This window comes from Salibaculum griseiflavum (genome assembly GCF_003129565.1).
Lineage (GTDB): Bacteria > Pseudomonadota > Alphaproteobacteria > Rhodobacterales > Rhodobacteraceae > Salibaculum > Salibaculum griseiflavum.
Genome location: NZ_QETF01000004.1, coordinates 73,775 through 96,067, shown reverse-complemented (window position 1 = coordinate 96,067; position 22,293 = coordinate 73,775). Strand labels below are relative to the sequence as shown.

General features: G+C 63.5%; 23 protein-coding genes and 1 tRNA gene. 15 read left to right on the top strand and 9 right to left on the bottom strand.

The genetic code is table 11. From position 1 onward, the window contains the following. Positions 1 to 9: 9 nt before the first annotated feature. The 6 genes from sdhD to DFK10_RS05200 all read right to left on the bottom strand — a co-directional run bounded on the left by sdhD (position 10) and on the right by DFK10_RS05200 (position 3,660). Positions 10 to 381: a succinate dehydrogenase, hydrophobic membrane anchor protein gene (gene sdhD / locus DFK10_RS05225; RefSeq protein WP_109387325.1), complete on the bottom strand. Its 372-nt coding sequence runs from the start codon at positions 379 to 381 to the stop codon at positions 10 to 12. Positions 382 to 391: 10 nt separating this feature from the next. Further along, positions 392 to 775 carry a succinate dehydrogenase, cytochrome b556 subunit gene (gene sdhC, locus DFK10_RS05220; protein WP_109387323.1) on the bottom strand — a complete coding sequence of 128 codons (384 nt, stop codon included), beginning with the start codon at positions 773 to 775 and terminating at the stop codon, positions 392 to 394. 258 nt (positions 776 to 1,033) lie between these two features. After that, positions 1,034 to 2,065, bottom strand: a complete 1,032-nt coding sequence (locus DFK10_RS05215) for a MaoC family dehydratase (RefSeq protein WP_109387321.1) — start codon at positions 2,063 to 2,065, stop codon at positions 1,034 to 1,036. Further along, positions 2,062 to 2,265, bottom strand: a complete 204-nt coding sequence (locus DFK10_RS05210; protein WP_109387319.1) for a DUF1737 domain-containing protein — start codon at positions 2,263 to 2,265, stop codon at positions 2,062 to 2,064. The genes DFK10_RS05215 and DFK10_RS05210 overlap by 4 nt, the downstream gene beginning before the upstream one ends. Positions 2,266 to 2,269: 4 nt before the next feature. Then, entirely contained in the window at positions 2,270 to 2,815 is a 546-nt protein-coding gene (locus tag DFK10_RS05205; RefSeq protein WP_109387317.1) for an NnrU family protein, read from the bottom strand. Then, positions 2,812 to 3,660, bottom strand: coding sequence for an HpcH/HpaI aldolase/citrate lyase family protein (locus DFK10_RS05200; RefSeq protein ID WP_109387315.1), 849 nt, complete (start codon positions 3,658 to 3,660; stop codon positions 2,812 to 2,814). Before DFK10_RS05200 ends, DFK10_RS05205 begins: the two co-directional genes overlap by 4 nt. Before the next feature lie 202 nt (positions 3,661 to 3,862). Here DFK10_RS05200 and DFK10_RS16680 point away from each other — a divergent pair, with 202 nt between their 5' ends. Then, positions 3,863 to 3,991, top strand: a complete 129-nt coding sequence (locus DFK10_RS16680) for a hypothetical protein (protein WP_268952203.1) — start codon at positions 3,863 to 3,865, stop codon at positions 3,989 to 3,991. Positions 3,992 to 4,004: 13 nt separating this feature from the next. Here the strand turns inward: DFK10_RS16680 and DFK10_RS05195 are convergent, their stop codons facing one another. After that, a complete protein-coding gene (locus tag DFK10_RS05195) occupies positions 4,005 to 4,751 on the bottom strand; it encodes a sulfite exporter TauE/SafE family protein (RefSeq protein ID WP_109387313.1) in 747 nt (248 codons plus the stop codon). Positions 4,752 to 4,951: 200 nt separating this feature from the next. Between DFK10_RS05195 and mdh the strand changes: the two genes are divergently transcribed. From mdh to DFK10_RS05140, 10 genes are all read left to right on the top strand, one after another. Next, positions 4,952 to 5,914, top strand: coding sequence for a malate dehydrogenase (gene mdh, locus DFK10_RS05190; RefSeq protein WP_109387310.1), 963 nt, complete (start codon positions 4,952 to 4,954; stop codon positions 5,912 to 5,914). Between the two features lie 310 nt (positions 5,915 to 6,224). Continuing rightward, positions 6,225 to 7,418: an ADP-forming succinate--CoA ligase subunit beta gene (sucC, locus tag DFK10_RS05185; protein ID WP_109387308.1), complete on the top strand. Its 1,194-nt coding sequence runs from the start codon at positions 6,225 to 6,227 to the stop codon at positions 7,416 to 7,418. A 4-nt stretch (positions 7,419 to 7,422) separates the two neighbouring features. Then, positions 7,423 to 8,109, top strand: a complete 687-nt coding sequence (locus DFK10_RS05180) for a class I SAM-dependent methyltransferase (protein ID WP_109387306.1) — start codon at positions 7,423 to 7,425, stop codon at positions 8,107 to 8,109. Continuing rightward, positions 8,106 to 8,924, top strand: coding sequence for a glycosyltransferase family 25 protein (locus DFK10_RS05175; RefSeq protein WP_109387304.1), 819 nt, complete (start codon positions 8,106 to 8,108; stop codon positions 8,922 to 8,924). The genes DFK10_RS05180 and DFK10_RS05175 overlap by 4 nt, the downstream gene beginning before the upstream one ends. A 33-nt stretch (positions 8,925 to 8,957) precedes the next feature. Next, the gene (sucD, locus tag DFK10_RS05170; RefSeq protein WP_109387302.1) at positions 8,958 to 9,842 is read left to right on the top strand and encodes a succinate--CoA ligase subunit alpha; all 885 of its coding nucleotides are present in this window, start codon (positions 8,958 to 8,960) and stop codon (positions 9,840 to 9,842) included. 178 nt (positions 9,843 to 10,020) lie between these two features. Then, the gene (locus DFK10_RS05160; RefSeq protein WP_109387297.1) at positions 10,021 to 12,984 is read left to right on the top strand and encodes a 2-oxoglutarate dehydrogenase E1 component; all 2,964 of its coding nucleotides are present in this window, start codon (positions 10,021 to 10,023) and stop codon (positions 12,982 to 12,984) included. 4 nt (positions 12,985 to 12,988) lie between these two features. After that, positions 12,989 to 14,518, top strand: coding sequence for a 2-oxoglutarate dehydrogenase complex dihydrolipoyllysine-residue succinyltransferase (gene odhB, locus DFK10_RS05155; RefSeq protein ID WP_109387295.1), 1,530 nt, complete (start codon positions 12,989 to 12,991; stop codon positions 14,516 to 14,518). 278 nt (positions 14,519 to 14,796) lie between these two features. Next, the gene (locus tag DFK10_RS05150) at positions 14,797 to 15,186 is read left to right on the top strand and encodes an MAPEG family protein (RefSeq protein WP_109387293.1); all 390 of its coding nucleotides are present in this window, start codon (positions 14,797 to 14,799) and stop codon (positions 15,184 to 15,186) included. A gap of 43 nt (positions 15,187 to 15,229) precedes the next feature. Next, entirely contained in the window at positions 15,230 to 16,618 is a 1,389-nt protein-coding gene (gene lpdA, locus DFK10_RS05145; protein WP_109387291.1) for a dihydrolipoyl dehydrogenase, read from the top strand. 150 nt (positions 16,619 to 16,768) lie between these two features. Next, on the top strand, positions 16,769 to 17,617 hold the full coding sequence (locus DFK10_RS05140) for a tellurite resistance TerB family protein (protein WP_109387289.1): 849 nt from the start codon (positions 16,769 to 16,771) through the stop codon (positions 17,615 to 17,617). Here DFK10_RS05140 and DFK10_RS05135 read toward each other — a convergent pair whose 3' ends face one another. Both DFK10_RS05135 and DFK10_RS05130 read right to left on the bottom strand, forming a co-directional pair. After that, a complete protein-coding gene (locus DFK10_RS05135; protein WP_109387287.1) occupies positions 17,618 to 18,268 on the bottom strand; it encodes a GntR family transcriptional regulator in 651 nt (216 codons plus the stop codon). A gap of 43 nt (positions 18,269 to 18,311) precedes the next feature. After that, positions 18,312 to 19,001 carry a M48 family metallopeptidase gene (locus DFK10_RS05130; protein WP_109387285.1) on the bottom strand — a complete coding sequence of 230 codons (690 nt, stop codon included), beginning with the start codon at positions 18,999 to 19,001 and terminating at the stop codon, positions 18,312 to 18,314. Positions 19,002 to 19,112: 111 nt separating this feature from the next. On the opposite strand from DFK10_RS05130, the gene DFK10_RS05125 reads away from it, so the two are divergent. The 4 genes from DFK10_RS05125 to DFK10_RS05110 all read left to right on the top strand — a co-directional run bounded on the left by DFK10_RS05125 (position 19,113) and on the right by DFK10_RS05110 (position 22,233). Next, positions 19,113 to 19,442, top strand: a complete 330-nt coding sequence (locus tag DFK10_RS05125; RefSeq protein WP_109387283.1) for a TIGR02300 family protein — start codon at positions 19,113 to 19,115, stop codon at positions 19,440 to 19,442. A 96-nt stretch (positions 19,443 to 19,538) separates the two neighbouring features. After that, positions 19,539 to 19,614 (top strand) — tRNA-Ala (locus tag DFK10_RS05120). A gap of 271 nt (positions 19,615 to 19,885) precedes the next feature. Further along, the gene (locus DFK10_RS05115) at positions 19,886 to 20,977 is read left to right on the top strand and encodes a LacI family DNA-binding transcriptional regulator (RefSeq protein WP_109387281.1); all 1,092 of its coding nucleotides are present in this window, start codon (positions 19,886 to 19,888) and stop codon (positions 20,975 to 20,977) included. After that, positions 20,974 to 22,233 carry an extracellular solute-binding protein gene (locus tag DFK10_RS05110; RefSeq protein WP_109387279.1) on the top strand — a complete coding sequence of 420 codons (1,260 nt, stop codon included), beginning with the start codon at positions 20,974 to 20,976 and terminating at the stop codon, positions 22,231 to 22,233. The genes DFK10_RS05115 and DFK10_RS05110 overlap by 4 nt, the downstream gene beginning before the upstream one ends. Positions 22,234 to 22,293 lie beyond the last annotated feature (60 nt).

The following is a 22,293-nucleotide window of genomic DNA, read 5'->3' as shown; positions in this document are numbered from 1 at the left end:
AGTCCCGGATCAGAGGGCGATGCGCACGATGGCGAAAACGCCCACCGCGGCAGCCGCATAGGAAAGGCAGGTCATGCCGATGATAAGCGCCTTGCGGGCGAAACCGTGGACATAGTCCTCGATCAACACCTGCACGCCGCCCTTGAAGTGGTAGAAGCCCACCAGCAGGGTCAGGATCCCCACGATCGCCGGGAAAGGGCGCGCATAATAGGCGAGCGCGTCCTCGTATCCCATGCCCAGCGCCCGCCCGAAGGTAAAGACGAAGAGCGGCACCAGGCCGACCAGCGCGACCGAGGAGATCATCATGTGCCAGTGGTGTTCGGTGCCCGATTTGGCCGAACCAAGGCCCGCGGCGCGTTTGCGGTCTGTCAGATAACGCATCAGGACCTCCTTACAGCACGATAACGGTGAAGATTGTCAGCAGGACCGACACGATGACCATGCCCTGGCCGAACATCTCGGATCGGTTCACGTCGAGCATGTGGCCGCTGTCCCAGATCAGGTGACGCACGCCGCCCAGCAGGTGATACCAGATACCACCAACGCTGAGGAACATTACCAGGTCACCGAACCAGCTTGTCAGCACGCCATTCGCGACCGCGTAGGCCTCGGGGCCGCGCGCCAGAGCGGCAAACCACCAGATCGCGAGCAGCGCGGAAATCAGCAGGGCATTGCCCGTGATGCGCACGAAGATCGAGGTGACGGATGTCCATTGCGGACGGTAGATCTGAAGGTGAGGCGAAAGGGGGCGATCCCCCCGGTTCACGTCGGCCATGTCCGGCTCCCTTTTGTGATCGGGACCATTGTCTTGGTATACAATGGCATATCATCTCCCGTTTTAGCCATCTTGTCAGAAGAGTCACGCCTTTGGACAGGGGAAGATAGGGTGAATCTTGCCGCAGGACGGCACTTTTTTAGGTTTGTGATCACATGAAAAGTCACTGTGATCACGCATCGCCAATCTGTTAGCGCAACCGATTCCGGTCGTCGCGGTAGCATCGCCGCCCCGGCCCGCGCTCGATGGCGGGGTCGGTCACAGTGGCATAAGCGCCCAATAGTCGAGATCCAGCAGGACGCCGGGAAGGTATTTGCCGTCCTCGCCATGAGCATGACCGACATGGCCGTCCTTGGTGGCCACCAGGCGCAACCGGACCGCGCCGACACCGGGGGTCGTTGTCTCGGCCTTGTCCAGCACCTCGGACCAGGCCTTGATCGTATCACCTGCGAAACAGGGGTTCGCATGGGCCCCACCATTCAGACCCACGATCATCTGGGCATTGGCCAACCCGTTGAACGACAGCGCCCGCGCCATCGAGATCACGTGCCCGCCATAGATCAGGCGGCCTTCGGGGCGGAAGGTCAGGTCGAAATGCACCTTGGCGGTGTTCTGCCAAAGGCGCGTCGCCATCATGTGCTCGGCTTCCTCGATGGTGACGCCATCGACATGGTCGATCACTTCGCCCACCTGGTAATCGCCCCAGCGATGCGGCTCGCCCGCCAGGGTGAAATCGTAGCTTGAGAAATCCAGTCCCTCGGGAAGGGTCAGGTCCTCGACCGCCAAGGCCTTCTTCAGCTCGGGCACGGTGGTTGCCGGCGCGGGCGCATCGGCATCGCGCTTGCGCACCATGACCCAGCGCACATACTCCATGACCGCCTCGCCGCGCTGGTTGGTGCCGGTGGTGCGGACCCAGACAACGCCGGTGTTGCCGTTGGAATTCTGCTTCAGCCCGATCACCTCGGACGAGGATCGCAGCGTGTCACCCGCATAGACGGGTTGCAGCCAGCGCCCCTCGGCATAGCCCAGATTGGCGACGGCATTCAGCGAGATGTCCGGCACTGTCTTGCCGAAGACCACGTGAAAGGCCGCCAGGTCGTCCAGCGGGCTCTCGGGTAAACCACAGGCCCGCGCGAATTCATCGGAGGAATACAGGGCATGCCGTGCCGGGTAGAGCGCATGGTAAAGCGCCCGTTCCCCTGCCCCGACGGTGCGCGGCACCGCATGCGCGATCACCTGGCCCAGCTGGTAATCCTCGAAAAAGCGGCCCGGATTGGTCTTGGTCGTCATTGCTGCCCCAACTTCATGTCGGGGTGGTACTCCCCCTCGACTTCCTTGGTCACGGCCTGGCCACAGCGCAGCACGCCATTTGCCTGGTCGAAGGTGTATTGCGGGTCGCCGTAAAGCACCCAACCCTTGGACAGGGCTTCGGTGACCTTGTGGCAGAAGGCCGAGGTGTCATCGGCGGTCAGAAAACGATAGAGTTTCATGGTCTCACCCCGGGAAAGGCCAGACGCCCAGCCAGGCGTGGATGGCAGCGGTGATGGCGAAGGTCACGACAGTGATGACCACCAGAAGCAGATTGCGCTTGGGGTCGCCCGGCGCGGGCCGCTCCCAGCTTTCGGCGCGGTTGATGACCGCAACCTCGGACCCGGCCCAGATCAGCATCGACCCGAACAGCACGATCGAGGCCAGGTCGCCATTGACCAGAAGGTGCGCCACCGCCCAGATCTTGACGGCCAACAGCTGCGGGTGGCGCAGCCTGCCACGCAGGCTGCCGGTGGTTGCCGACAGGCCGAAGACGAAGAAGGCGATCAACATCAGAAGGTTGTTGATATGCACCATGAAGCTCGGTGGATACCACACGTTGACAAAGGCCGCGCCGCGATAGCCGATCACCATCAACACGATACTGGCCAGCAGCGCCAGTGCCACCAACCCCTTGCCCTTGTCGCCCATGCGGGCGCGCGCCTCGGGGGCCAGGCGCTTGAACATATGGGCCCCGACCCAAAGAAGGATACCGATTATAAGAAGTGTCATGCCGATTCCAGTTCCGCGATTGCCTCTGCTTTGGCCAACGTCGCGCGCGCGGTTGCGACATGCAAGTTCTCGACGATCTTGCCATCCACGACGGCAACCGCCTGCCCCTCGGCTATCGCGGCGTCATAAGCTTCGATCTGACGCCGCGCGAGGTCGACCTCGGCTTCGGTCGGGGCAAAGACCGCGTTGGCGATCTCGAGCTGAGCGGGGTGGATCAGGGTCTTGCCGTCCATGCCGAAATCACGGCCCTGTTCGCATTCGGCGCGCAGGCCCTCTTCGTCCTTGAAGGCATTATAGACCCCATCGAGCACCACAACGCCATGGGCGCGGGCGGCCAGCACGCAGGTCTGCAACGCTGTCCAGAGCGCGGCGCGGTCCGGGGTCGTCCGGGTGCCGAGATCCTTGGCCAGGTCATTGGTTCCGATCACGAACCCTTCGAGAGCCGGATGCGCAGCAATGGCGGCGGCGTTCAGGATGCCGCGCGGCGATTCCATCATGGCCCAGACCGGCTTGTCCGGGACCATCCCGGAGATCGCATCCAGATCGCCCGGCCCGTTCACCTTGGGCAGCAGCACCGCATCGCACTCCATCTCGGCGGCGGCCTGCGCGTCATCGGCGCCCCATTCGGTATCCAGCCCGTTGATGCGCACGATCCGCATGCGCGGGCCATAACCGCCCTTGGCGAGCTCGGCGGCCAGCGTGACGCGGGCGGACGGCTTCTCGTCGGGGGCGACGGCATCCTCGAGGTCGAACAGGATCACGTCCGTGGCCAGGCCGCGTGCCTTGTCCAGGGCGCGGGGTTTCGATCCGGGGATATACAGCGCCGAGCGATAGGGGCGGGTCATGATCTGGCCTCCAGGTAACAATGTTGCGCGGAAAGGGCCATATAATTCCCGATCTTGCAACCCGAAAAATGCCGCGTCGCAGAAACGGGACGCACGCAACGCCCACGTGTCGGGTCATTAACCAGTTTTTCGCCCGCGCTCTCGCAGGATCGCCGGTGGATGCCGGACACCCGTTTCCGGCCGCACATAGAAAGGACAAGGCATGTCACGTCGCATGATGCTTTGCGCCATGGCGCTGACCGGGGCCGCGCTGGCCGCCCAGAAGGCACAGGCCGGGATGGGTGATTTCACCCCTCAACACGTGATCATCGACCAGCGGGCCTCCTGCTGAGGCCCCGGCGCGGTCAGGCCGCTGCCAACCCGTCCCAGATCAGCTTGGCCGAGATCGCCAGCAGCGCCCAATTGACGAAGCGGAAGAACAGTGCCTCGGGGATGATCCTAACCAGTTTCAGCCCCAGGAAGACCGCTACGATCGCCGGCAGGGCCAGCACCAGCGCGATCTTGAGGTTTTCCAGGCCCAACTGGCCGAGGAAGTAATAGGGCACCAGCTTGAGCGCGTTGGCGAAAGCGAAGACGATCGTGGTGGTCCCCGCAAAGGCCATCTTGGACAGGCGCAGGGGTAGAACCCAGACCTGCCAGGGTGGCGCGCCGGAATGGCTGACGAAACTGGTGAAACCCGAGATGCTGGTCCAGAACAACCCGGGCGCGGCGCGCACCGGGCGGGCCGGGGCATCACGCCCCTGACGCAGAAGCAGATTGAGCGCGAAGCTGACGCCGATCACGCCGATGATCAGCCGAACAACCCATTCGGGCACCAGTTCCGCCGTGGCCCAGCCGATGCCCGTCCCGATCACCATGCCGACCATGGCGATCTTCAGCACCTTGCCATCGAAATCCTTGCGATAGGCCCAGACGCCGAAAATGTCCGACAGGATATAGACTGGCAGAAGCAACCCCGCCGCGGTGATCGGATTGATCACCAGCGACAGGGCGGGCACCGACAGCATCGCCACGGCGGGAAGCCCCCCCTTGCCCAGTCCGACCGAGACCGAGGCGATCAACGCCAACGCCCAGAACAGGGGTCCTTCCATCGTGTCTCGGCTCCTCTCGGCCCTGGGGGAATCAGTCGTTTCGGCCCCAACCGGGCCGCATGCGGGCCGGGTGGTCGGGGGTGCTTTAGCGCAAACAATCGCATGGTTACAGGCCCCTGCCGGCTCAGGCTTGCGCGCCGCAGCGCAAAGGACTACCCAAGCGCCGTTTACAAACGGAACGGACAGAGGATCCATTCACAATGGCCAGACCCAAAATCGCCCTTATCGGCGCCGGTCAGATCGGCGGCACGCTCGCCCACCTGACGGCGATCAAGGAACTCGGTGACGTCGTGCTTTTCGACATCGCCGAAGGCATCCCCGAGGGCAAGGCGCTCGACATCGCCGAATCCGGCCCCGCCGAAGGCTTCGATGCCTCGCTCAAGGGCACGCAGGACTATGCCGATATCGCCGGCGCCGATGTCTGCATCGTCACCGCCGGTGTGCCGCGCAAGCCGGGCATGAGCCGCGACGACCTTCTTGGCATCAACCTCAAGGTCATGAAATCGGTCGGTGAAGGCATCGCCAAGCATGCCCCCGACGCGTTCGTGATCTGCATCACCAACCCGCTGGACGCCATGGTCTGGGCCCTGCGCGAATTCAGCGGCCTGCCCCACGAAAAGGTGTGCGGCATGGCCGGCGTTCTGGACAGCGCCCGCTTCCGCCACTTCCTGGCCGAGGAATTCAAGGTGTCGATGAAGGACGTGACCGCGTTCGTTCTGGGCGGCCACGGCGATACCATGGTGCCGCTGACCCGCTATTCCACCGTCGCCGGCATCCCGCTGCCCGACCTGGTCGAGATGGGCTGGACCACGCAGGACAAGCTGGACGCCATCGTGCAACGCACCCGTGACGGCGGCGCCGAGATCGTTGGCCTGCTCAAGACCGGGTCGGCCTTCTACGCCCCCGCCACCAGTGCCATCGAAATGGCCGAAGCCTATCTCAAGGACCAGAAGCGCCTGCTGCCCTGCGCGGCCTATGTGGACAACGCCTACGGGCTGGACGGGTTCTACGTGGGTGTCCCGACGGTGATTGGCGCCGGCGGCATCGAACGCGTCGTCGAGATCAAGATGAACAAGGACGAACAGGCCATGTTCAACAACTCGGTCGACGCGGTGAAGGGCCTTGTTGCGGCCTGCAAGGGCATCGACGAGACCCTCGCCTGACACGGCTGACCGTCACCCTGATCAAAACTCGAAAGGCGCCCGGTCTCGGGCGCCTTTTTTCATCGGACCTGGCCGATCCGATTGACCAAGACGCAGGGCCACTCCGTCGCAATGGGAACGCGTCACGTCGCAAAGATCAGTGATTCTACGCCCATCCACCGGAATACCATTGTATACCAAATTTTGTGATCACGCTTATTCCGGTGTGATCACAAATGTCGCTTTTTCGGCCTTCACCTCAAAATAACGCTTTTTGTCAGAGGTAGCCCTGTGCTTTCCGTAATCCAAATCCATCTGATGAGGGACACCCATGAATATCCACGAATACCAGGCTAAGGCGCTGCTGCGTTCTTACGGGGCACCGGTCAGCGACGGGCGCGTTGTCCTGAAAGCGGAAGAGGCCAAGACCAAGGCCGGCGAACTGGACGGCCCGCTCTGGGTGGTCAAGGCGCAGATCCATGCGGGCGGACGCGGCAAGGGGTCCTTCAAGGAAGACAGTGCCGGCGAAGCGGGCGGCGTGCGCCTGGCCAAATCGGTGGAAGAAGCTGCCGACGAAGCCAAGAAAATGCTGGGCCGCACCCTGGTGACCAAGCAGACCGGCCCCGCCGGCAAGCAGGTCAACCGCATCTATATCGAGGACGGTTCCGGCATCGACCGTGAGCTTTACCTCGCCCTGCTGGTCGACCGCGGCACGTCGCGGGTGTCCTTCGTCGCCTCCACCGAGGGCGGCATGGATATCGAAGAGGTCGCCGAGACCAACCCCGAGAAGATCCTGTCTTTCTCGGTTGATCCGGCCACCGGTTACCAGCCGTTCCACGGTCGCCGCATCGCCTTTGCGCTGGGGCTGGAAGGCCCGCAGGTCAAGCAATGCGTCGCGCTGATGGGCACGCTCTACAAGATGTTCGTCGAGAAGGACATGGAGCAGCTGGAAATCAACCCGCTGATCGTGACCGACAAGGGCGACCTGAAATGCCTTGACGCCAAGATGGGCTTCGACGGCAACGCGATCTACCGCCACGCCGATATCGGCGAGCTGCGCGACACCACCGAAGAAGATCCGAAAGAGCTCGAGGCGTCGAAATACGACCTCAACTACATCGCGCTCGATGGCGAGATCGGCTGCATGGTGAACGGCGCAGGCCTGGCCATGGCGACCATGGACATCATCAAGCTCTACGGCGCGGAGCCTGCCAACTTCCTCGACGTGGGTGGCGGCGCGACCAAGGAAAAGGTCACCGAGGCGTTCAAGATCATCACCTCCGACCCCAACGTCAAAGGCATCCTGGTGAACATCTTCGGCGGCATCATGCGCTGTGACGTGATCGCCGAGGGCGTGGTGGCCGCTGTAAAGGAAGTCGGCCTGCAAGTGCCGCTGGTCGTGCGCCTGGAAGGCACGAATGTCGAGAAGGGCAAGGAGATCATCAACACCTCCGGTCTGGACGTCATCGCGGCCGACGACCTCAAGGACGGCGCCCAGAAGATCGTCAAGGCGGTCAAGGGCTGAGGCAATGCGGGACGACCTGCGCAAGGAATTCAACGACAAGATCTGGCACGGGCAGCAGGACGAAAGCCGCTCGGGCGCCGGATCGACGTTGGCTTTCACCGAACGTCTTCGGGCGCAGCTTCCCGCGTTTCTCGAAAAGCACGGTGTCGGCACGTTCCTCGACGCGCCCTGCGGCGACTGGAACTGGATGGCCTCGGTCGATCTGGGCGATATCCAGTATATCGGCGGGGATATCGCCGATGCCGTGGTCGAGGAGGTGCGCGCGGCCCATGGTGGCCCCAACCGGGACTTCATTCTGCTCGATATCACCTCGGACCCGCTGCCCAAGGCCGACATGATGATGGCGCGCGATGTGCTGTTTCACCTGAAATTCTGGCTGCGCTGGAAATTCCTGGAAAACTTCGTCGCCTCGGGAACGCCCCTGCTATTGACCACGATGCATCACATCAAGGCCAACAAGAAACTGGGCAAGAACGGCGGCTTCACCAAGTTCAACCCGATGGCCGCGCCGTTCAACTTTCCCGCCCCCATCGACATGATCCATGAAACCGCAGACGACCTGCCCGCCGACATCGCCGAGCGCGACGAGGGCCGCAAGCACCGCTCCATGGGGCTGTGGACGCGCGAGCAGATCATCGCCGTGCTCGACGCCCGCGCTGCGGCGAAAGCGGCCGAGGAGGTGGGGGCATGACGAATACGCCTGCGAAAGTCGCCACCTTTGTGGTCAACTTGGATCGGGCGGTGATCCGCCGCGAAACCATGGAACGCGAACTCGCAGGTGCGGGTATAAACGGTGAATTTCTGCCAGCCGTGGACGCCGCCGAAGTCGGTGAAGCGGCATTACTTGCCCGCTTTGATGATTTCGGGCCTTGGGGCATCGTGCCAGTCACGAATATGGCTATCACCTGGAGTCACCAGAACATCTGGCAAGAATTCTTGGCGACTGCTGCGGATATCGCACTCGTGCTGGAAGACGACGTGTATATCGCACCAGAAATGGGCGAATGGCTGGAAGATCTTTCATGGTGGCCCGCCGACGCCGATATCGTGAAGTTGGAAGTCTGGCCAGATACGCGCATGGTTCACATCCTGTCGCGCCGCGCTTCCGAATTCCGAGGCCGCTCTATCGCGCGTCTTTATTCACGGCATCCTGGCGCCGCTGGATATCTCGTCACGCGCCAACATGCGCAGCGGATGCTCCGAGTTGATCGGATCAACTTGTCCACGGACTCCTTCATATTCGACCCTTATGTGTCGGGCGTGGCCCGCGAGGCATCCATCTACCAAGTCTCCCCTGGCTTGGTCGGCCAAGGCAACGATCCGGGCCATGAGCAGACGGTGCGGACGCATAAGAAGGCCGCCGACAAACGCGACCTGCGTCGGCAGGCCTGGCTGCGTGGCTGGGCGCAGTTGCGCAACCTGCCACGGCATATCTGGCAACTTATCACGGGACAGGCGCGCCTAGCGCGGCTCACCGTTTCCCTTACCCCGGTCGGCTCGACCTAGCCGCGAAACACCAAAGAAAGTGAAAGGCAATCCATGGCCATTCTTGTAGACGAAAACACCAAAGTGATCTGTCAGGGCTTCACCGGCTCGCAGGGCACCTTCCACTCGGAACAGGCCATTGCCTATGGCACCAAGATGGTTGGCGGCGTGACACCGGGCAAGGGCGGACAGACCCACCTGGACCTGCCGGTCTTCAACTCGGTCCACGAAGCCAAGGCCAAGACCGAGGCGAACGCCTCCGTCATCTACGTGCCGCCGCCCTTCGCCGCCGACTCGATCCTCGAAGCGATCGACGCCGAGATGGAACTGATCGTCTGCATCACCGAGGGCATCCCGGTTCTGGACATGATGAAGGTGCAACGCGCTCTGGAAGGGTCGAAGTCGCGCCTGATCGGGCCGAACTGCCCCGGCATCATCACCCCCGAGGCCTGCAAGATCGGCATCATGCCGGGCCATATCCACAAGCGCGGGTCGGTCGGCGTCGTCAGCCGCTCCGGCACGCTGACCTACGAGGCCGTCAAGCAGACCTCGGATATGGGGCTGGGCCAGTCCACCGCCGTCGGCATCGGCGGCGACCCGATCAAGGGGACCGAGCATATCGACGTGCTGGACATGTTCCTGGACGATGACGAGACGCAGTCCATGATCATGATCGGCGAGATCGGCGGCACCGCCGAGGAAGAAGCCGCCGAATTCCTGGCCGAACAGAAGAAGAAGGGCCGCTGGAAGCCTGTCGCCGGGTTCATCGCTGGTCGCACCGCGCCTCCGGGCCGCCGCATGGGCCATGCCGGCGCGATCGTCTCGGGCGGCAAGGGCGACGCCGAAAGCAAGATCGAGGCCATGAAATCCGCCGGCATCGTCGTCGCCGACAGCCCCGCCACCCTGGGCGAGGCCGTGATGGAAGCGATCGGCAAGTGATGCAGCGGCCGCACCGGGATATCCGCGTGCTCCGGCGGGAGGCCCTGGCCCCCCGCCTGTTCGCGGCCCTGTTCCTGGTGCTGGGTCTTGTCATCATCGCCGCACAGGTCCGGGCGCAGTCGCCCGGATCACTTGCATCTGCAGGCCACGCACCCTGCTGCATCGAAGGATCGTCAAAATGACCGACCAATCCCCCAACGACGTCTTCCACGCCTCCAGCTTCATGCAGGGGCACAATGCGGAATATATCGAGCAGCTTTATGCGCGATACGCCGAGAATCCCGGCGCGGTCGATGAAAGTTGGCGCGAGTTCTTCAAGGCGCTGGGGGACGCCCCCTCGGAGGCCCGCGCGGAAGCGGCCGGCCCATCCTGGGCCCGCAACGATTGGCCACCGCAGCCGGCCGACGACCTGACCGCCGCACTCGATGGCCAATGGCCCGCCGACCCAAAGGACGCGAAGGCTGCCGGGGACAAGATCAAGGCCAAGGCCGATGAGAAGGGCATTGCCATCACCGAGGAGCAGGTGCGCCATGCCGTTCTGGATTCGATCCGGGCCCTGATGCTGATCCGGGCCTACCGGATTCGCGGCCACCTTGTGGCGGATCTCGATCCGCTGGGCATGCGCGACCAGACCCCGCATCCCGAGCTCGACCCGAAATCCTACGGGTTCGACGAAAAGGACATGGATCGGCCGATCTTCATCGACAATGTGCTGGGGCTCGAAGTGGCCTCCATGCGCGAGATCCTGGCCATCGTCCAGCGCACCTATTGCGGCACCTTTGCCCTGCAATACATGCACATCTCCAACCCCGAGGAATCCGCCTGGCTGAAGGAGCGGATCGAGGGTCTGGGCAAGGAAATCGCCTTCACCCAGAATGGCCGAAAGGCAATCCTGAACAAGCTGGTCGAGTCCGAAGGCTTCGAGAAGTTCCTGCACGTCAAATACATGGGCACCAAGCGGTTCGGCCTGGACGGCGGCGAAGCGCTGATCCCGGCCATGGAGCAGATCATCAAGCGCGGCGGTCAGCTGGGCCTGAAGGAAATCGTCATCGGCATGCCCCACCGCGGGCGCCTGAACATCCTGGCCAACGTGATGGGCAAACCCTATCGCGCCATCTTCAACGAATTCCAGGGCGGCAGCTTCAAGCCCGAGGACGTGGATGGCTCCGGCGACGTGAAATACCACCTCGGCGCCTCCAGCGACCGGGAATTCGACGGCAACACCGTGCACCTGTCGCTGACGGCGAACCCGTCGCACCTTGAAGCCGTGAACCCGGTTGTCCTCGGCAAGGTCCGCGCCAAGCAGGACCAGCTGAATGACACCGACCGCACGGCGGTGATGGGCATCCTGCTGCATGGGGATGCGGCTTTTGCCGGGCAAGGTGTGGTGGCCGAGGGCTTTGGCCTGTCGGGCCTGCGCGGCCACCGCACCGGTGGCACGATGCATCTGGTCGTCAACAACCAGATCGGCTTTACCACCGCGCCGCATTTCTCGCGCTCTTCGCCCTATCCCACGGATATCGCGCTGATGGTCGAGGCGCCGATCTTCCACGTGAACGGCGACGATCCCGAGGCCGTGGTCCACGCCGCCAAGGTCGCCACCGAGTTCCGCCAGAAGTTCCACAAGGACGTGGTCATCGACATGATCTGTTATCGCCGCTTCGGCCATAACGAGGGCGATGAACCGATGTTCACCAACCCGATCATGTACAAGAAGATCAAGCAGCAGAAGACCACGCTGACCTTGTATACCGAACGGCTGGTCAAGGACGGGCTGATCCCCGAGGGCGAGGTCGAGGAACAGAAGGCCGGGTTCCAGAGCTACCTCAATGATGAGTTCGAGGCCGGCAAGGATTACAAGCCCAACAAGGCCGACTGGCTGGACGGCAAGTGGTCCCACATGGACCGCAAGCAAGAAGACTACCAGCGCGGCGAAACCGCCATCAAGAAAAAGACCTTTGACGAAATCGGCAAGGCGCTGACGACCGTCCCCGACGGCTTTCCCATGCACAAGACGGTGGGCCGCCTTCTGGAAACCAAGCAGAAGATGTTCCAGACCGGCCAGGGCTTCGACTGGGCCACGGCCGAGGCGCTGGCCTTCGGCAGCCTGATGACCGAAGGCTACCCGGTGCGGCTGGCCGGCCAGGACAGCACCCGCGGCACGTTCAGCCAGCGCCATTCCGGCATCGTCAACCAGGAGACCGAGGAACGCTATTTCCCGCTCAACCACATTCGTGACGGGCAGGCCCGCTACGAGGTCATCGACTCGATGCTGTCGGAATACGCGGTGCTCGGCTTCGAATACGGCTATTCGCTGGCCGAACCCAACGCGCTTGTTCTGTGGGAAGCCCAGTTCGGCGATTTCGCCAACGGCGCCCAGATCATGTTCGACCAGTTCATCAGTTCCGGTGAATCGAAATGGCTGCGCATGTCGGGTCTTGTCTGCCTCTTGCCCCACGGTTTCGAGGGCCAGGGGCCGGAGCACTCCTCGGCCCGGCTGGAACGGTTCCTGCAGATGAGCGGCGGGGACAACTGGATCGTGGCCAACTGCACCACGCCGGCCAACTATTTCCACATCCTGCGCCGTCAATTGCACCGCACCTACCGCAAGCCGCTGATCCTGATGACGCCGAAATCCCTGCTGCGCCACAAGCTGGCCGTCAGCAAGGCCGAGGAATTCCAGAAAGGCAGCAGCTTCCACCGGGTGCTGTGGGACGATGCGCAATACGGCAATTCTGACACCCAGCTGGTCGCGGATGACAAGATCAAGCGTGTCGTCATGTGTTCCGGCAAGGTCTATTACGACCTGCTGGAAGAACGCGACCGCCGAGGCATCGACGACATCTACCTGATGCGGTTCGAGCAGTTCTACCCGTTCCCGGCGCAATCCGCGGTGAAAGAGCTTCAGCGCTTCCCCAATGCCGACATGGTCTGGTGCCAGGAGGAGCCCAAGAACCAGGGCGCCTGGTTCTTCATGGAGCCGAACATCGAATGGGTGCTGACCCGCATCAAGGCCAAGCACACGCGCCCCGTCTATGCGGGCCGCGCCGCCGCCGCCTCGCCCGCCACGGGCCTGGCCTCGCGCCACAAGGCAGAACAAGAGGCGCTCGTGAACGACGCGCTGACCATCGAAGGGAACTAATCCAATGACCGAAGTCCGTGTCCCCACCCTGGGCGAAAGCGTCACCGAAGCGACGGTGGCAACCTGGTTCAAGAAGCCCGGCGACAAGGTCGCGCAGGATGAAATGCTGTGCGAGCTGGAAACCGACAAGGTGACGGTCGAGGTCCCCTCGCCCGCCGCCGGCACCCTGTCCGAGATCGTCGCCGCCGAGGGCGAGACCGTGGGCGTCGATGCCCTGCTGGCCAGCATCTCGGCCGCCGACGATGCCGGCCCGGAACAACCCAAGGAACGCAGCCAGAAGGAAAACGGCGACCGCGCCGAAGCCAAGGACGAAAAGTCCGATACCGGCGGGAGTGGTGCCGAGATGGACGTGATGGTGCCGACCCTGGGCGAAAGCGTGTCCGAGGCGACCGTGTCCACCTGGTTCAAGAAACCGGGCGAGGCCTTCGCCGCCGACGAAATGCTCTGCGAGCTGGAGACCGACAAGGTCTCGGTCGAGGTGCCCGCGCCCGCTGCCGGCGTCCTGACCAAGGTGCTGGCCGAAGAAGGCAGCACGGTCGAGGCCGGCGGCAAGCTGGCCATCATGTCGACCGACAGCGATGCCGCGCCGGCCCCCGCCGCCGACGACAAGGACGAGGCCCCGGCCGCCAGCTCCTCGGGCACCGGCAAGGATGTCGAGGACGCGCCCAGCGCCAAGAAGCTGATGGCCGAGAACGACCTGACGGATGTGCAGGGCACCGGCAAGGATGGCCGCGTCATGAAAGAGGACGTGCTCAAGGCCATGGCCGCCCCCGCGGCATCGGCCCCTGCCCCGGCTGCCGCAGCACCGCGCGCCCCCGTCGCCGCCGAGCAGGCCGCGCGCGAGGAACGGGTCAAGATGACCAAGCTGCGCCAGACCATCGCCAAGCGCCTGAAGGACAGCCAGAACACCGCGGCCATGCTGACCACCTATAACGAGGTGGACATGTCCGAGGCCATGGCCCTGCGCAAGCAGTACAAGGACGAGTTCGAGAAGAAGCACGGCGTGCGCCTTGGCTTCATGTCCTTCTTCACCAAGGCCTGCTGCCACGCGCTCAAAGAGGTTCCCGAGGTCAATGCCGAGATCGACGGCACCGAGATCGTCTACAAGAACTACGTCAACATGGGCATCGCCGCGGGCACCCCGCAGGGGCTGGTCGTGCCGGTGATCAATGACGCCGACAGCATGTCCTTTGCCGAGATCGAAAAGGCCATCGGCGAAAAGGGCCGCAAGGCGCGCGATGGCAAGCTGTCCATGGCGGAAATGCAGGGCGGGACGTTCACCATCTCGAACGGCGGCGTCTACGGCTCTCTCATGTCCTCGCCCATCCTGAACCCGCCGCAATCGGGCATCCTGGGCATGCACAAGATCCAGGATCGCCCCGTCGCCATCAACGGAGAGGTCGTCATCCGCCCGATGATGTACCTGGCCCTGTCCTATGACCACCGCATCGTCGACGGCAAAGGCGCCGTGACCTTCCTCGTGCGCGTGAAAGAGGCGCTGGAAGATCCGCGCCGGTTGTTGATGGATTTGTGACTTGAGTGTGAAGCGGCTTGGAAATGCGGTTGCGAAATGGAGCCAGTTCTATTCGAAATTTTTTGTGCAGCCTAAAGACGCGAGTATCAAAATGGTGGGAAGGTGAGTTCGTTGGCGACAAAGGCGACGGCTTCTTTTTCATCGGATTTGAACGTCACTGGACCGCAACCTGGGCGAGAAGCATTGTCGGATTCTGTAAGCGTGAATGGAAATGGATCTCTGGCTTCGCACTCACACTTGCGGGATTGTATTTGGCTTATCTGCGACTTTAGACAAACATGACCCCCGAACTCCTCGCCCTCACCCTCGCCGTCTTGCTGCAAGGCGTCCAATTCGTGCTCTACTCGGCGCTGGCCCAGAAACAGGTGGGCACGAAATACGCCGCCTCGCCCCGCGACGAGCCGCGGCAGCTGACCGGCACGGCGGGGCGGGCGCAGAGGGCGCTGAATAACCATTTTGAGAGTCTTGCCCTCTTTACGCCCGCCGTTCTGGTGATAACCCTCGCCGACAAATCCACCGCCTTCACGGCGGCCTGCGCCTGGGTCTACCTGGCGGCCCGCCTTCTCTACGTTCCCGCCTACCTGATGGGCTGGGCCCCGGGCCGAAGCCTGATCTGGGTGGCGGGATTCCTTGCAACCATGGCCATGCTTCTGGCAGCCTTGATCTGATCGCGGGCCCCTGCCCCGCCCGAAACACGAAGGACACATTCCCATGGCATCCTATGACGTCATCATCATCGGTTCCGGCCCCGGCGGCTATGTCTGTGCCATCCGCTGCGCGCAGCTGGGCCTGAAAACCGCCGTTGTCGAGGGGCGCGAGACGCTGGGCGGCACCTGCCTCAACGTGGGCTGCATCCCCTCCAAGGCGCTGCTCCATGCCAGCCACATGCTGCACGAGGCCGAGCACAACTTCGCCGCCATGGGCCTCAAGGGGAAAAGCCCGTCGGTCGATTGGGACCAGATGCTGTCCTACAAGGAGGACACGATCGGCCAGAATACCAAGGGCATCGAGTTCCTGTTCAAGAAGAACAAGGTCGATTGGCTCAAGGGCTGGGGCTCGATCCCCGAGGCCGGCAAGGTCAAGGTCGGTGACGAGGTGCACGAGGCCAAGAACATCATCATCGCCAGCGGCTCCGAAGCCTCCAGCCTGCCCGGCGTCGAGATCGACGAGGAAACCGTGGTCTCCTCGACCGGGGCGCTCAGCCTCAAGAAGCCGCCCAAGAAACTGGTGGTGATCGGGGCCGGCGTCATCGGCCTGGAACTGGGCAGCGTCTACCAGCGCCTCGGCGCCGAAGTGACCGTCATCGAATATCTCGACGCGATCACGCCGGGCATGGATGGTGAGGTTCAGAAGACCTTCCAGCGGCTGCTCAAGAAGCAGGGCATGGATTTCGTCATGGGCGCCGCCGTGCAGGGTGTCGAGACCCTCAAGACCAAGGCCAAGGTCACCTACAAGCTCAAGAAGGACGACAGCGAGCACACCGTGGATGCCGACACGGTTCTGGTCGCCACGGGCCGCAAACCCTATACCGACGGGCTGGGCCTGGAGGCGCTTGGCGTCGAGATGACCGAGCGCGGCCAGATCAAGACCGACGACCATTACGCCACCAGCGTTAAGGGCATCTATGCCATCGGCGACGCCATTGCCGGCCCGATGCTGGCCCACAAGGCCGAGGACGAGGGCATGGCCTGCGCCGAGGGGCTGGCCGGTCAGAAGCCGCATGTGAATTACGACGTGATCCCCGGCGTGATCTATACCCATCCCGAGGTTGCCAATGTCGGCCAGACCGAAGAGCAACTGAAAGAGGCGGGTCGCGCCTACAAGGTCGGCAAGTTCGCCTTCATGGGCAATGGCCGCGCCAAGGCCAACTTCGCGGGCGACGGTTTCGTCAAGATCCTGGCCGACAAGGAAACCGACCGCATCCTGGGCTGCCACATCATCGGCCCGGCGGCCGGCGACCTGATCCACGAGGTCTGCGTCGCGATGGAATTCGGCGCGGCGGCCGAGGACCTGGCCCGCACCTGCCATGCCCACCCGACCTATTCCGAGGCGGTGCGCGAGGCGGCACTGGCCTGCGGCGACGGCCCGATCCACAGCTGATCCGTCCCCAGCGATGGACGCCACGAGGGCCCCGCATTGCGCCGGGGCCCTTGTTTTTGGTCTGGGCCGCAAATCGCCCCGGTGCGGCCCAAAACCTGCCCCGTTCTTGGAAAAACCTATGGTTGAGAAATCGCAACCAGGACATTTCCGATGAGAAAGTGGCTTTTCTTGCTGCCCCTCGCCCTCGCCTTCACACTGAGCCTGTCCGGCCCGGCCCAGGCCGCGCGTGGTGCCGGCAGTTGGGGCGACGGCCTTGTCTTCGTGGCAAGAACCGATGTGCCGACCGCCACCGGCGGCACTTTTGCCCTGTGCCACCTGGTCGAGACAATGGCCGTGGCCTTCATCCCCGTCTACACCACGGTCACGTCCTACGCGATGTCCGAGGAGGATTGCACGGGCACGTCCTATCGCCCGCTGACGCCGGAGATGTTCGCGCGCGGCCAGTCCATTGGTGCGTTCCCTGCCGATCTGCCGGTCGATCCACGCCTGTCCCCCAGGGATATGGTTGTCGGCCATGCCGGGCCGCTCCTGCTGGCCGTCGCGGGGCTGTTCGCGCTGCTGGCGTGGGTTATTCATGGCCGCAAGCCTCGCCGTCGCAAGTCCAGGGTTTCGGACACCCTGGCCATCAACGCTCTCGCCGCCATGGCCCATGTGGCGATTTCCGATGGGGACGTGGATGAACGCGAGGTCAGCCACATCGCCGGGGTCCTGGCCCGCCTGACCGGGCGCGACTATCCTCGGGACCGGGTGCGCGACATGATCTACCAGGTTCAAAACCATATTGGCGATATCGACGCCCTGGGCGAAGGGCTGAGCGATGCGGAACGCCGGATCGTGATGGAATCGGCTCTGCATGTCGCGGTGGCCGATGGCCAGATCCACCCCACCGAATACCAGCTGGTCAGCCAGATCGCGAACCGGCTGCGCATCGGCGGAACTGAATTCCGCGAGGCGCTGACCCGGATTTCCGCCACGCTGCGGGAATCCACCCCCGCCTGATCAGACCTTGAGCATCCGAAGGCCCTGCGTGGCGTCGCTGCGCACGGCCAGACGCAGGCCTGGTTCGTCGCCCGCCTTGAGCGCGGCGAGGATCAACTTGTGGTTATACGGGGGTTCCGTCCGGCGCAGCTTGCCATAGAGCTTGGACATGGTCGGCCCCAGCTGAAGCCAGACGGTTTCCGCGATCGCCAGCATCGCCGGAGCCTGGGCACGCAGGTAGAGCGTGCGGTGGAATTCCAGGTTCAGCCGGATATAGCCGCTGGCGTCATGCCGCGCGATCACCTGCCGCACCCGGCCGTTGATCTCCTCCAGCCTTTCGATCAGCGCAAGGTGGGCGCGCGGCAGCGCCCGGCTGGCCAGTTCCGGTTCCAGCAGGGCCCGAAGGGCGGCCAGTTCCTCGATCCGTTCGTTGGACAATTCCGGCGTCGACACACGCCCGGACGAAGACAGCGACAACGCCCCTTCCGCCACCAATCGCCGGACCGCCTCGCGTGCCGGGGTCATCGAGACGCCGAATTCCTTGCCAATGCCGCGCAGGGTCAGCTGCTGGCCGGGATGCATCTCGCCATGCAGGATGCGCAGGCGCAACGTTCGATAGACGCGATCATGGGCCGCGCCGGTCGGTTCCGTGGTCTTGGAATGAATGAGCATGCGGTCTTGTGATCACAAATTCCGCAGCCGTCAATCCATGCCGTCAATCGAAACGGATTCGGTGCAAGGCCGTGCCCTCGGTGCGCAACCAGCGCCGGGCCGGCGCATGGTCGGGGAACAAGCGCTCGACGATCTCCCAGAACGCTGGCGAATGGTCCATCTGCTGCAGGTGGGCGACCTCGTGGGCGGCCACGTAATCCAGCACCTCGGGCGGCGCCATGATAAGTCGCCATGAATACATCAAGTCACCACGCGCCGAACAGGACCCCCACCGCGACCGCGTATCGCGCAGCGTGATCCGGCCATAGCCCCGCCCCAGCCGGGCCGCGTGACGATCGCTGGCCTCGGCCAGGGCATCGCGGGCCTGTGTCTTGAAAAAGGCAACCAGCCGCGGCGCCAGTCGCTCGGGATCGGCCGGGGCCAGCAATCGGTCCCCGTCCAGCCGCACCCGCCGCTCCGACGTGGGCTCCAGCAGCACCGGCCGGCCGCGAAAAGGAAGCGACTGCCCAAAACCGGGCCTGACCTCGGGCGCCAGGTCCGCCAATTGCCGGCGCAGCCAGTCGGCCCTGTCCTGCACGAAGGCCAGGCCCTCGCGTTCAGGCACCCGGCGCGGCAAGGTCAGCGTGGCCGTTCCATCCAGGCGGGAGACGCGCAAGCTCAGCCTCCGCGCCCGCGCGCTGCGGCGGATATTCACCTCGACCGGGGGGTTGCCTTCAAGGACAAGACGGCCCATATCCGCCCTTCATGAATTTCCCGCGTGTCTTAGCCTTTGACACGCCCCCACGCTTATGGCAGGTGGCGGCGATCACGCCAAGTGCTGTCAGTTTGCACAAAGGAAGAAACGATGCCCAAGGAAGAATGGGGAACCAAGCGGGTTTGCCCGACCACCGGCAAGCGGTTCTATGACCTGAACGCCGATCCGATCGTCAGCCCCTACACGGGCGAGATCGTCGAGGTGGAGACCGGAAAGACCCGCACCATGGTTGCCGACGCCGAGGACGCCCAGACCAAGAAGCTCAAGGAATCGTCCGACGACGAAGAAATCGTCCTTGAAGACGATGACGACGAGTCCGATGTCGACCTGGGCGATGACGTTCTCGAAGACGACGATGACAGCGATGACGTGTCGCTGGACGACCTGGCCGACGTGGCCGCACCGGACGACGACAGCTGATCGTCGAATGATTTTCGGCAGGGCGGGATTTTTCGCTTGATCTCGCCCGCGCCCGTGCTTAGAGAGCACGTCGTCGCCCCTGGGCGACACCAGGATGGGGCCTTAGCTCAGTTGGGAGAGCGCTTGCATGGCATGCAAGAGGTCAGGGGTTCGACTCCCCTAGGCTCCACCAAATCCCCCAAGAAAAATCCTATGCAAGGCCGCGTTTGGCGCGGTCAAAGCCTGTCGTTCTGTCGGATGTGATGACGTAGACGGCACAGACAGTATCGTCCGAACCATGATGCGGGTATGTGTTTTCGCGCCCTTGGTAGAGGCCCGCATCGTCACCGACTTGCGAGCACCAGAAGCCAAGAACCTGTTGCAAAGCTCCGCACCTTGTGACACCGATGTCATGACACCGATGTCACAGAGCGAATCGCTGACATCCGTGCTGGGAGGATTCGATGGCCACGATCTATGATGTCGCCCGCTCGGCGGGGGTTTCGCCCAAGACGGTCAGCCGGGTGCTGAATGGTGATGGGCCTGTCGGGCAACGCACCCGCGACAAGGTCGAAAAGGCCATGTCGAAACTCGGCTATGTCCCGTCCAACGCCGCGCGTGCCATGCGATCGAACCGATCCGGACTGGTCGGTCTAATCACGGGGGCGATTTCCAGCACACCCTCCAATGTCGAGCTGTCCGGCCTGCCGGAACTGTTCATCGTGCAGGGTATTCAGCGCGCCATCGAGCCGCTGAACATGACGCTGATGATCTCGGATACCGGTGGCCGCCTTGATCGGGTGCCGCAATTGATGCGGACCTTCGCCGAACACCGGGTCGAGGGACTGATCTACGTGGCGGACTACCACAAGAAGGTTGACCTGCCCGACACGCCCGGCATCGGCAAGGTGGTTATCGCCAACGGCTATGACGAACAGGGCACGCCCTGCGTCTTGCCACATGATGAAAAAGGGCAATACGCCCTTGTCTCGGAGGCGATCACCAAAGGGCATCGCCGTATCGGCTACCTCACGTTGGCCAATGCGCTCGACGCCACGCGGCTGCGCACGGCGGGCTATGCCCGTGCCCTGGCCGACGCCGGGATCGCCTACGACCCGGCCTTGGTGATCGAGGCCGACATGGCAGAACCCGACCCCGAAGTCGAGACACAGCTGCTTTGGGACGCGATCGACCGCATGCTCGGGCTGGAAAACCCACCGACCTTGCTGTGCATGGGCAATGACCGGATGGCGATGCGCGCCTACGGCATCCTGCGGTCACGCGGTTTGAACCTGCCTGGGGATATTTCGATTGCGGGCTATGACAATTACCGCACGCTCGCCGAAACGCTCTACCCGCCCCTGACCACGGTCGAATTGCCTTACGCGGCAATGGGGGTGCGGGCGGCCCAGCTTCTCATGTCCCTGATCCGGGAAGAGGGCCAAGCCCCCTCGGAGCCGCAGCTTGTCAGCGGTCCCGTCTGTTGGCGCGACAGTGTCGTGCCGCTCGTCAAACCGAACACGAATGTCACACCAATTGGGAGGAAGAAGACATGAAACGACTGACGAAAGCTGGCCTTCTTGCCAGCTCCACGCTGATCGCAACCGGGGCCATGGCCCAGACCGAATTGTCGATGTGGTATCACGGTGCAGGTAACGAGGTGGAAAGCAACATCCTGGGTGGCATCATCGAGGATTTCAACGCCGCGCAATCCGACTGGACCGTCAGCGTCGAAAGCTTCCCGCAGGGCAGCTACAACGATTCCGTCGTGGCCGGTGCGCTGTCGGGCAACCTGCCTTGCATCCTCGACGTGGATGGCCCTGTCATGCCCAACTGGGCCTGGTCGGGCTACATGCAGCCACTGCCGATCTCGGAAGAGGCAATTGCCGGGCATCTGGACTCGACCGTCGGTCGCTGGGATGGCGAGATCTACTCGGTCGGCCTGTGGGATGCGGCCGTGGCGCTTTACACCCGTCAGGCCACGCTGGACGCGCTGGGCCTGCGCACGCCGACCCTGGACAACCCCTGGACGGGCGAGGAATTCATGGCTGCGCTCGAAGCGGCCAAGGCCTCGGGCGAGTTCGAATACGCCTTCGATCCGGGCATGGCCTGGACCGGGGAATGGTATCCCTATGCCTTCTCGCCCTTCCTGCAAAGCTTTGGCGGCGACATCGTTGACCGCTCCACCTACCAGACCGCCGAAGGTGCGTTGAACGGTGAGGCCGCGATGGAATTCGGGGAATGGTGGCAGAGCCTCTTCACCGAGGGCTACGCGCCCGGCACCAGCCAGGACCCCGCCGACCGCGACAACGGTTTCATCGAAGGCAAGTATGCGTTCAGCTGGAACGGCAACTGGGCCGCTGTCGCAACGCTTGAAGGCGGCGTCGATGACGTGGTGTTCCTGCCGGCGCCCGACTTTGGCAACGGCCCGACCATCGGCGCCGGGTCGTGGCAATTCGGAGCCTCAGGCACTTGTGAACATCCTGATGGCGTCGCGGAGTTCGTCGAATTTGCGCTTCAGGACAAATACCTGGCTGCATTCTCGGATGGTATCGGCCTGATTCCGGCAACCGAGGAAGCCGCAGCAATGACCGAGAACTACGCCCCCGGCGGTGCGTTGGAGCCGTTCTTCGGCCTGTCCGAGGGCCAGGCGCTGGTGCGCCCGGTTTCGCCCGGCTACGTGGTTGCCGCCAAGGTCTTCGAGAAGGCGATGGCCGATATCGCCAACGGCGCGGATGTGGCCGATACCCTTGATGCCGCCGTCGACGAGATCGACGCCGATATCGAGGCCAATAGCGGTTACGGCCACTAACGCAGAGATCCGCGCCCCGGAGGATTTCCGGGGCGCGGTCCCCTTGCCCATGCGACACGA

What these genes read in the sequence shown, in the direction of transcription:
- odhB (WP_109387295.1), top strand. Translation starts at nt 12,989, where the DNA reads ATGACCGAAGTCCGTGTCCCCACCCTGGGCGAAAGCGTCACCGAAGCG.
- sdhC (WP_109387323.1), bottom strand. Translation starts at nt 775, where the DNA reads ATGGCCGACGTGAACCGGGGGGATCGCCCCCTTTCGCCTCACCTTCAG.
- DFK10_RS05150 (WP_109387293.1), top strand. Translation starts at nt 14,797, where the DNA reads ATGACCCCCGAACTCCTCGCCCTCACCCTCGCCGTCTTGCTGCAAGGC.
- DFK10_RS05195 (WP_109387313.1), bottom strand. Translation starts at nt 4,751, where the DNA reads ATGGAAGGACCCCTGTTCTGGGCGTTGGCGTTGATCGCCTCGGTCTCG.
- DFK10_RS05125 (WP_109387283.1), top strand. Translation starts at nt 19,113, where the DNA reads ATGCCCAAGGAAGAATGGGGAACCAAGCGGGTTTGCCCGACCACCGGC.
- DFK10_RS05130 (WP_109387285.1), bottom strand. Translation starts at nt 19,001, where the DNA reads ATGGGCCGTCTTGTCCTTGAAGGCAACCCCCCGGTCGAGGTGAATATC.
- DFK10_RS05200 (WP_109387315.1), bottom strand. Translation starts at nt 3,660, where the DNA reads ATGACCCGCCCCTATCGCTCGGCGCTGTATATCCCCGGATCGAAACCC.
- lpdA (WP_109387291.1), top strand. Translation starts at nt 15,230, where the DNA reads ATGGCATCCTATGACGTCATCATCATCGGTTCCGGCCCCGGCGGCTAT.
- DFK10_RS05135 (WP_109387287.1), bottom strand. Translation starts at nt 18,268, where the DNA reads ATGCTCATTCATTCCAAGACCACGGAACCGACCGGCGCGGCCCATGAT.
- sdhD (WP_109387325.1), bottom strand. Translation starts at nt 381, where the DNA reads ATGCGTTATCTGACAGACCGCAAACGCGCCGCGGGCCTTGGTTCGGCC.
- DFK10_RS05205 (WP_109387317.1), bottom strand. Translation starts at nt 2,815, where the DNA reads ATGACACTTCTTATAATCGGTATCCTTCTTTGGGTCGGGGCCCATATG.
- DFK10_RS05160 (WP_109387297.1), top strand. Translation starts at nt 10,021, where the DNA reads ATGACCGACCAATCCCCCAACGACGTCTTCCACGCCTCCAGCTTCATG.
- DFK10_RS05115 (WP_109387281.1), top strand. Translation starts at nt 19,886, where the DNA reads ATGGCCACGATCTATGATGTCGCCCGCTCGGCGGGGGTTTCGCCCAAG.
- sucC (WP_109387308.1), top strand. Translation starts at nt 6,225, where the DNA reads ATGAATATCCACGAATACCAGGCTAAGGCGCTGCTGCGTTCTTACGGG.
- DFK10_RS05215 (WP_109387321.1), bottom strand. Translation starts at nt 2,065, where the DNA reads ATGACGACCAAGACCAATCCGGGCCGCTTTTTCGAGGATTACCAGCTG.
- DFK10_RS16680 (WP_268952203.1), top strand. Translation starts at nt 3,863, where the DNA reads ATGTCACGTCGCATGATGCTTTGCGCCATGGCGCTGACCGGGGCCGCG.
- DFK10_RS05110 (WP_109387279.1), top strand. Translation starts at nt 20,974, where the DNA reads ATGAAACGACTGACGAAAGCTGGCCTTCTTGCCAGCTCCACGCTGATC.
- DFK10_RS05175 (WP_109387304.1), top strand. Translation starts at nt 8,106, where the DNA reads ATGACGAATACGCCTGCGAAAGTCGCCACCTTTGTGGTCAACTTGGAT.
- mdh (WP_109387310.1), top strand. Translation starts at nt 4,952, where the DNA reads ATGGCCAGACCCAAAATCGCCCTTATCGGCGCCGGTCAGATCGGCGGC.
- DFK10_RS05210 (WP_109387319.1), bottom strand. Translation starts at nt 2,265, where the DNA reads ATGAAACTCTATCGTTTTCTGACCGCCGATGACACCTCGGCCTTCTGC.
- DFK10_RS05180 (WP_109387306.1), top strand. Translation starts at nt 7,423, where the DNA reads ATGCGGGACGACCTGCGCAAGGAATTCAACGACAAGATCTGGCACGGG.
- sucD (WP_109387302.1), top strand. Translation starts at nt 8,958, where the DNA reads ATGGCCATTCTTGTAGACGAAAACACCAAAGTGATCTGTCAGGGCTTC.
- DFK10_RS05140 (WP_109387289.1), top strand. Translation starts at nt 16,769, where the DNA reads ATGAGAAAGTGGCTTTTCTTGCTGCCCCTCGCCCTCGCCTTCACACTG.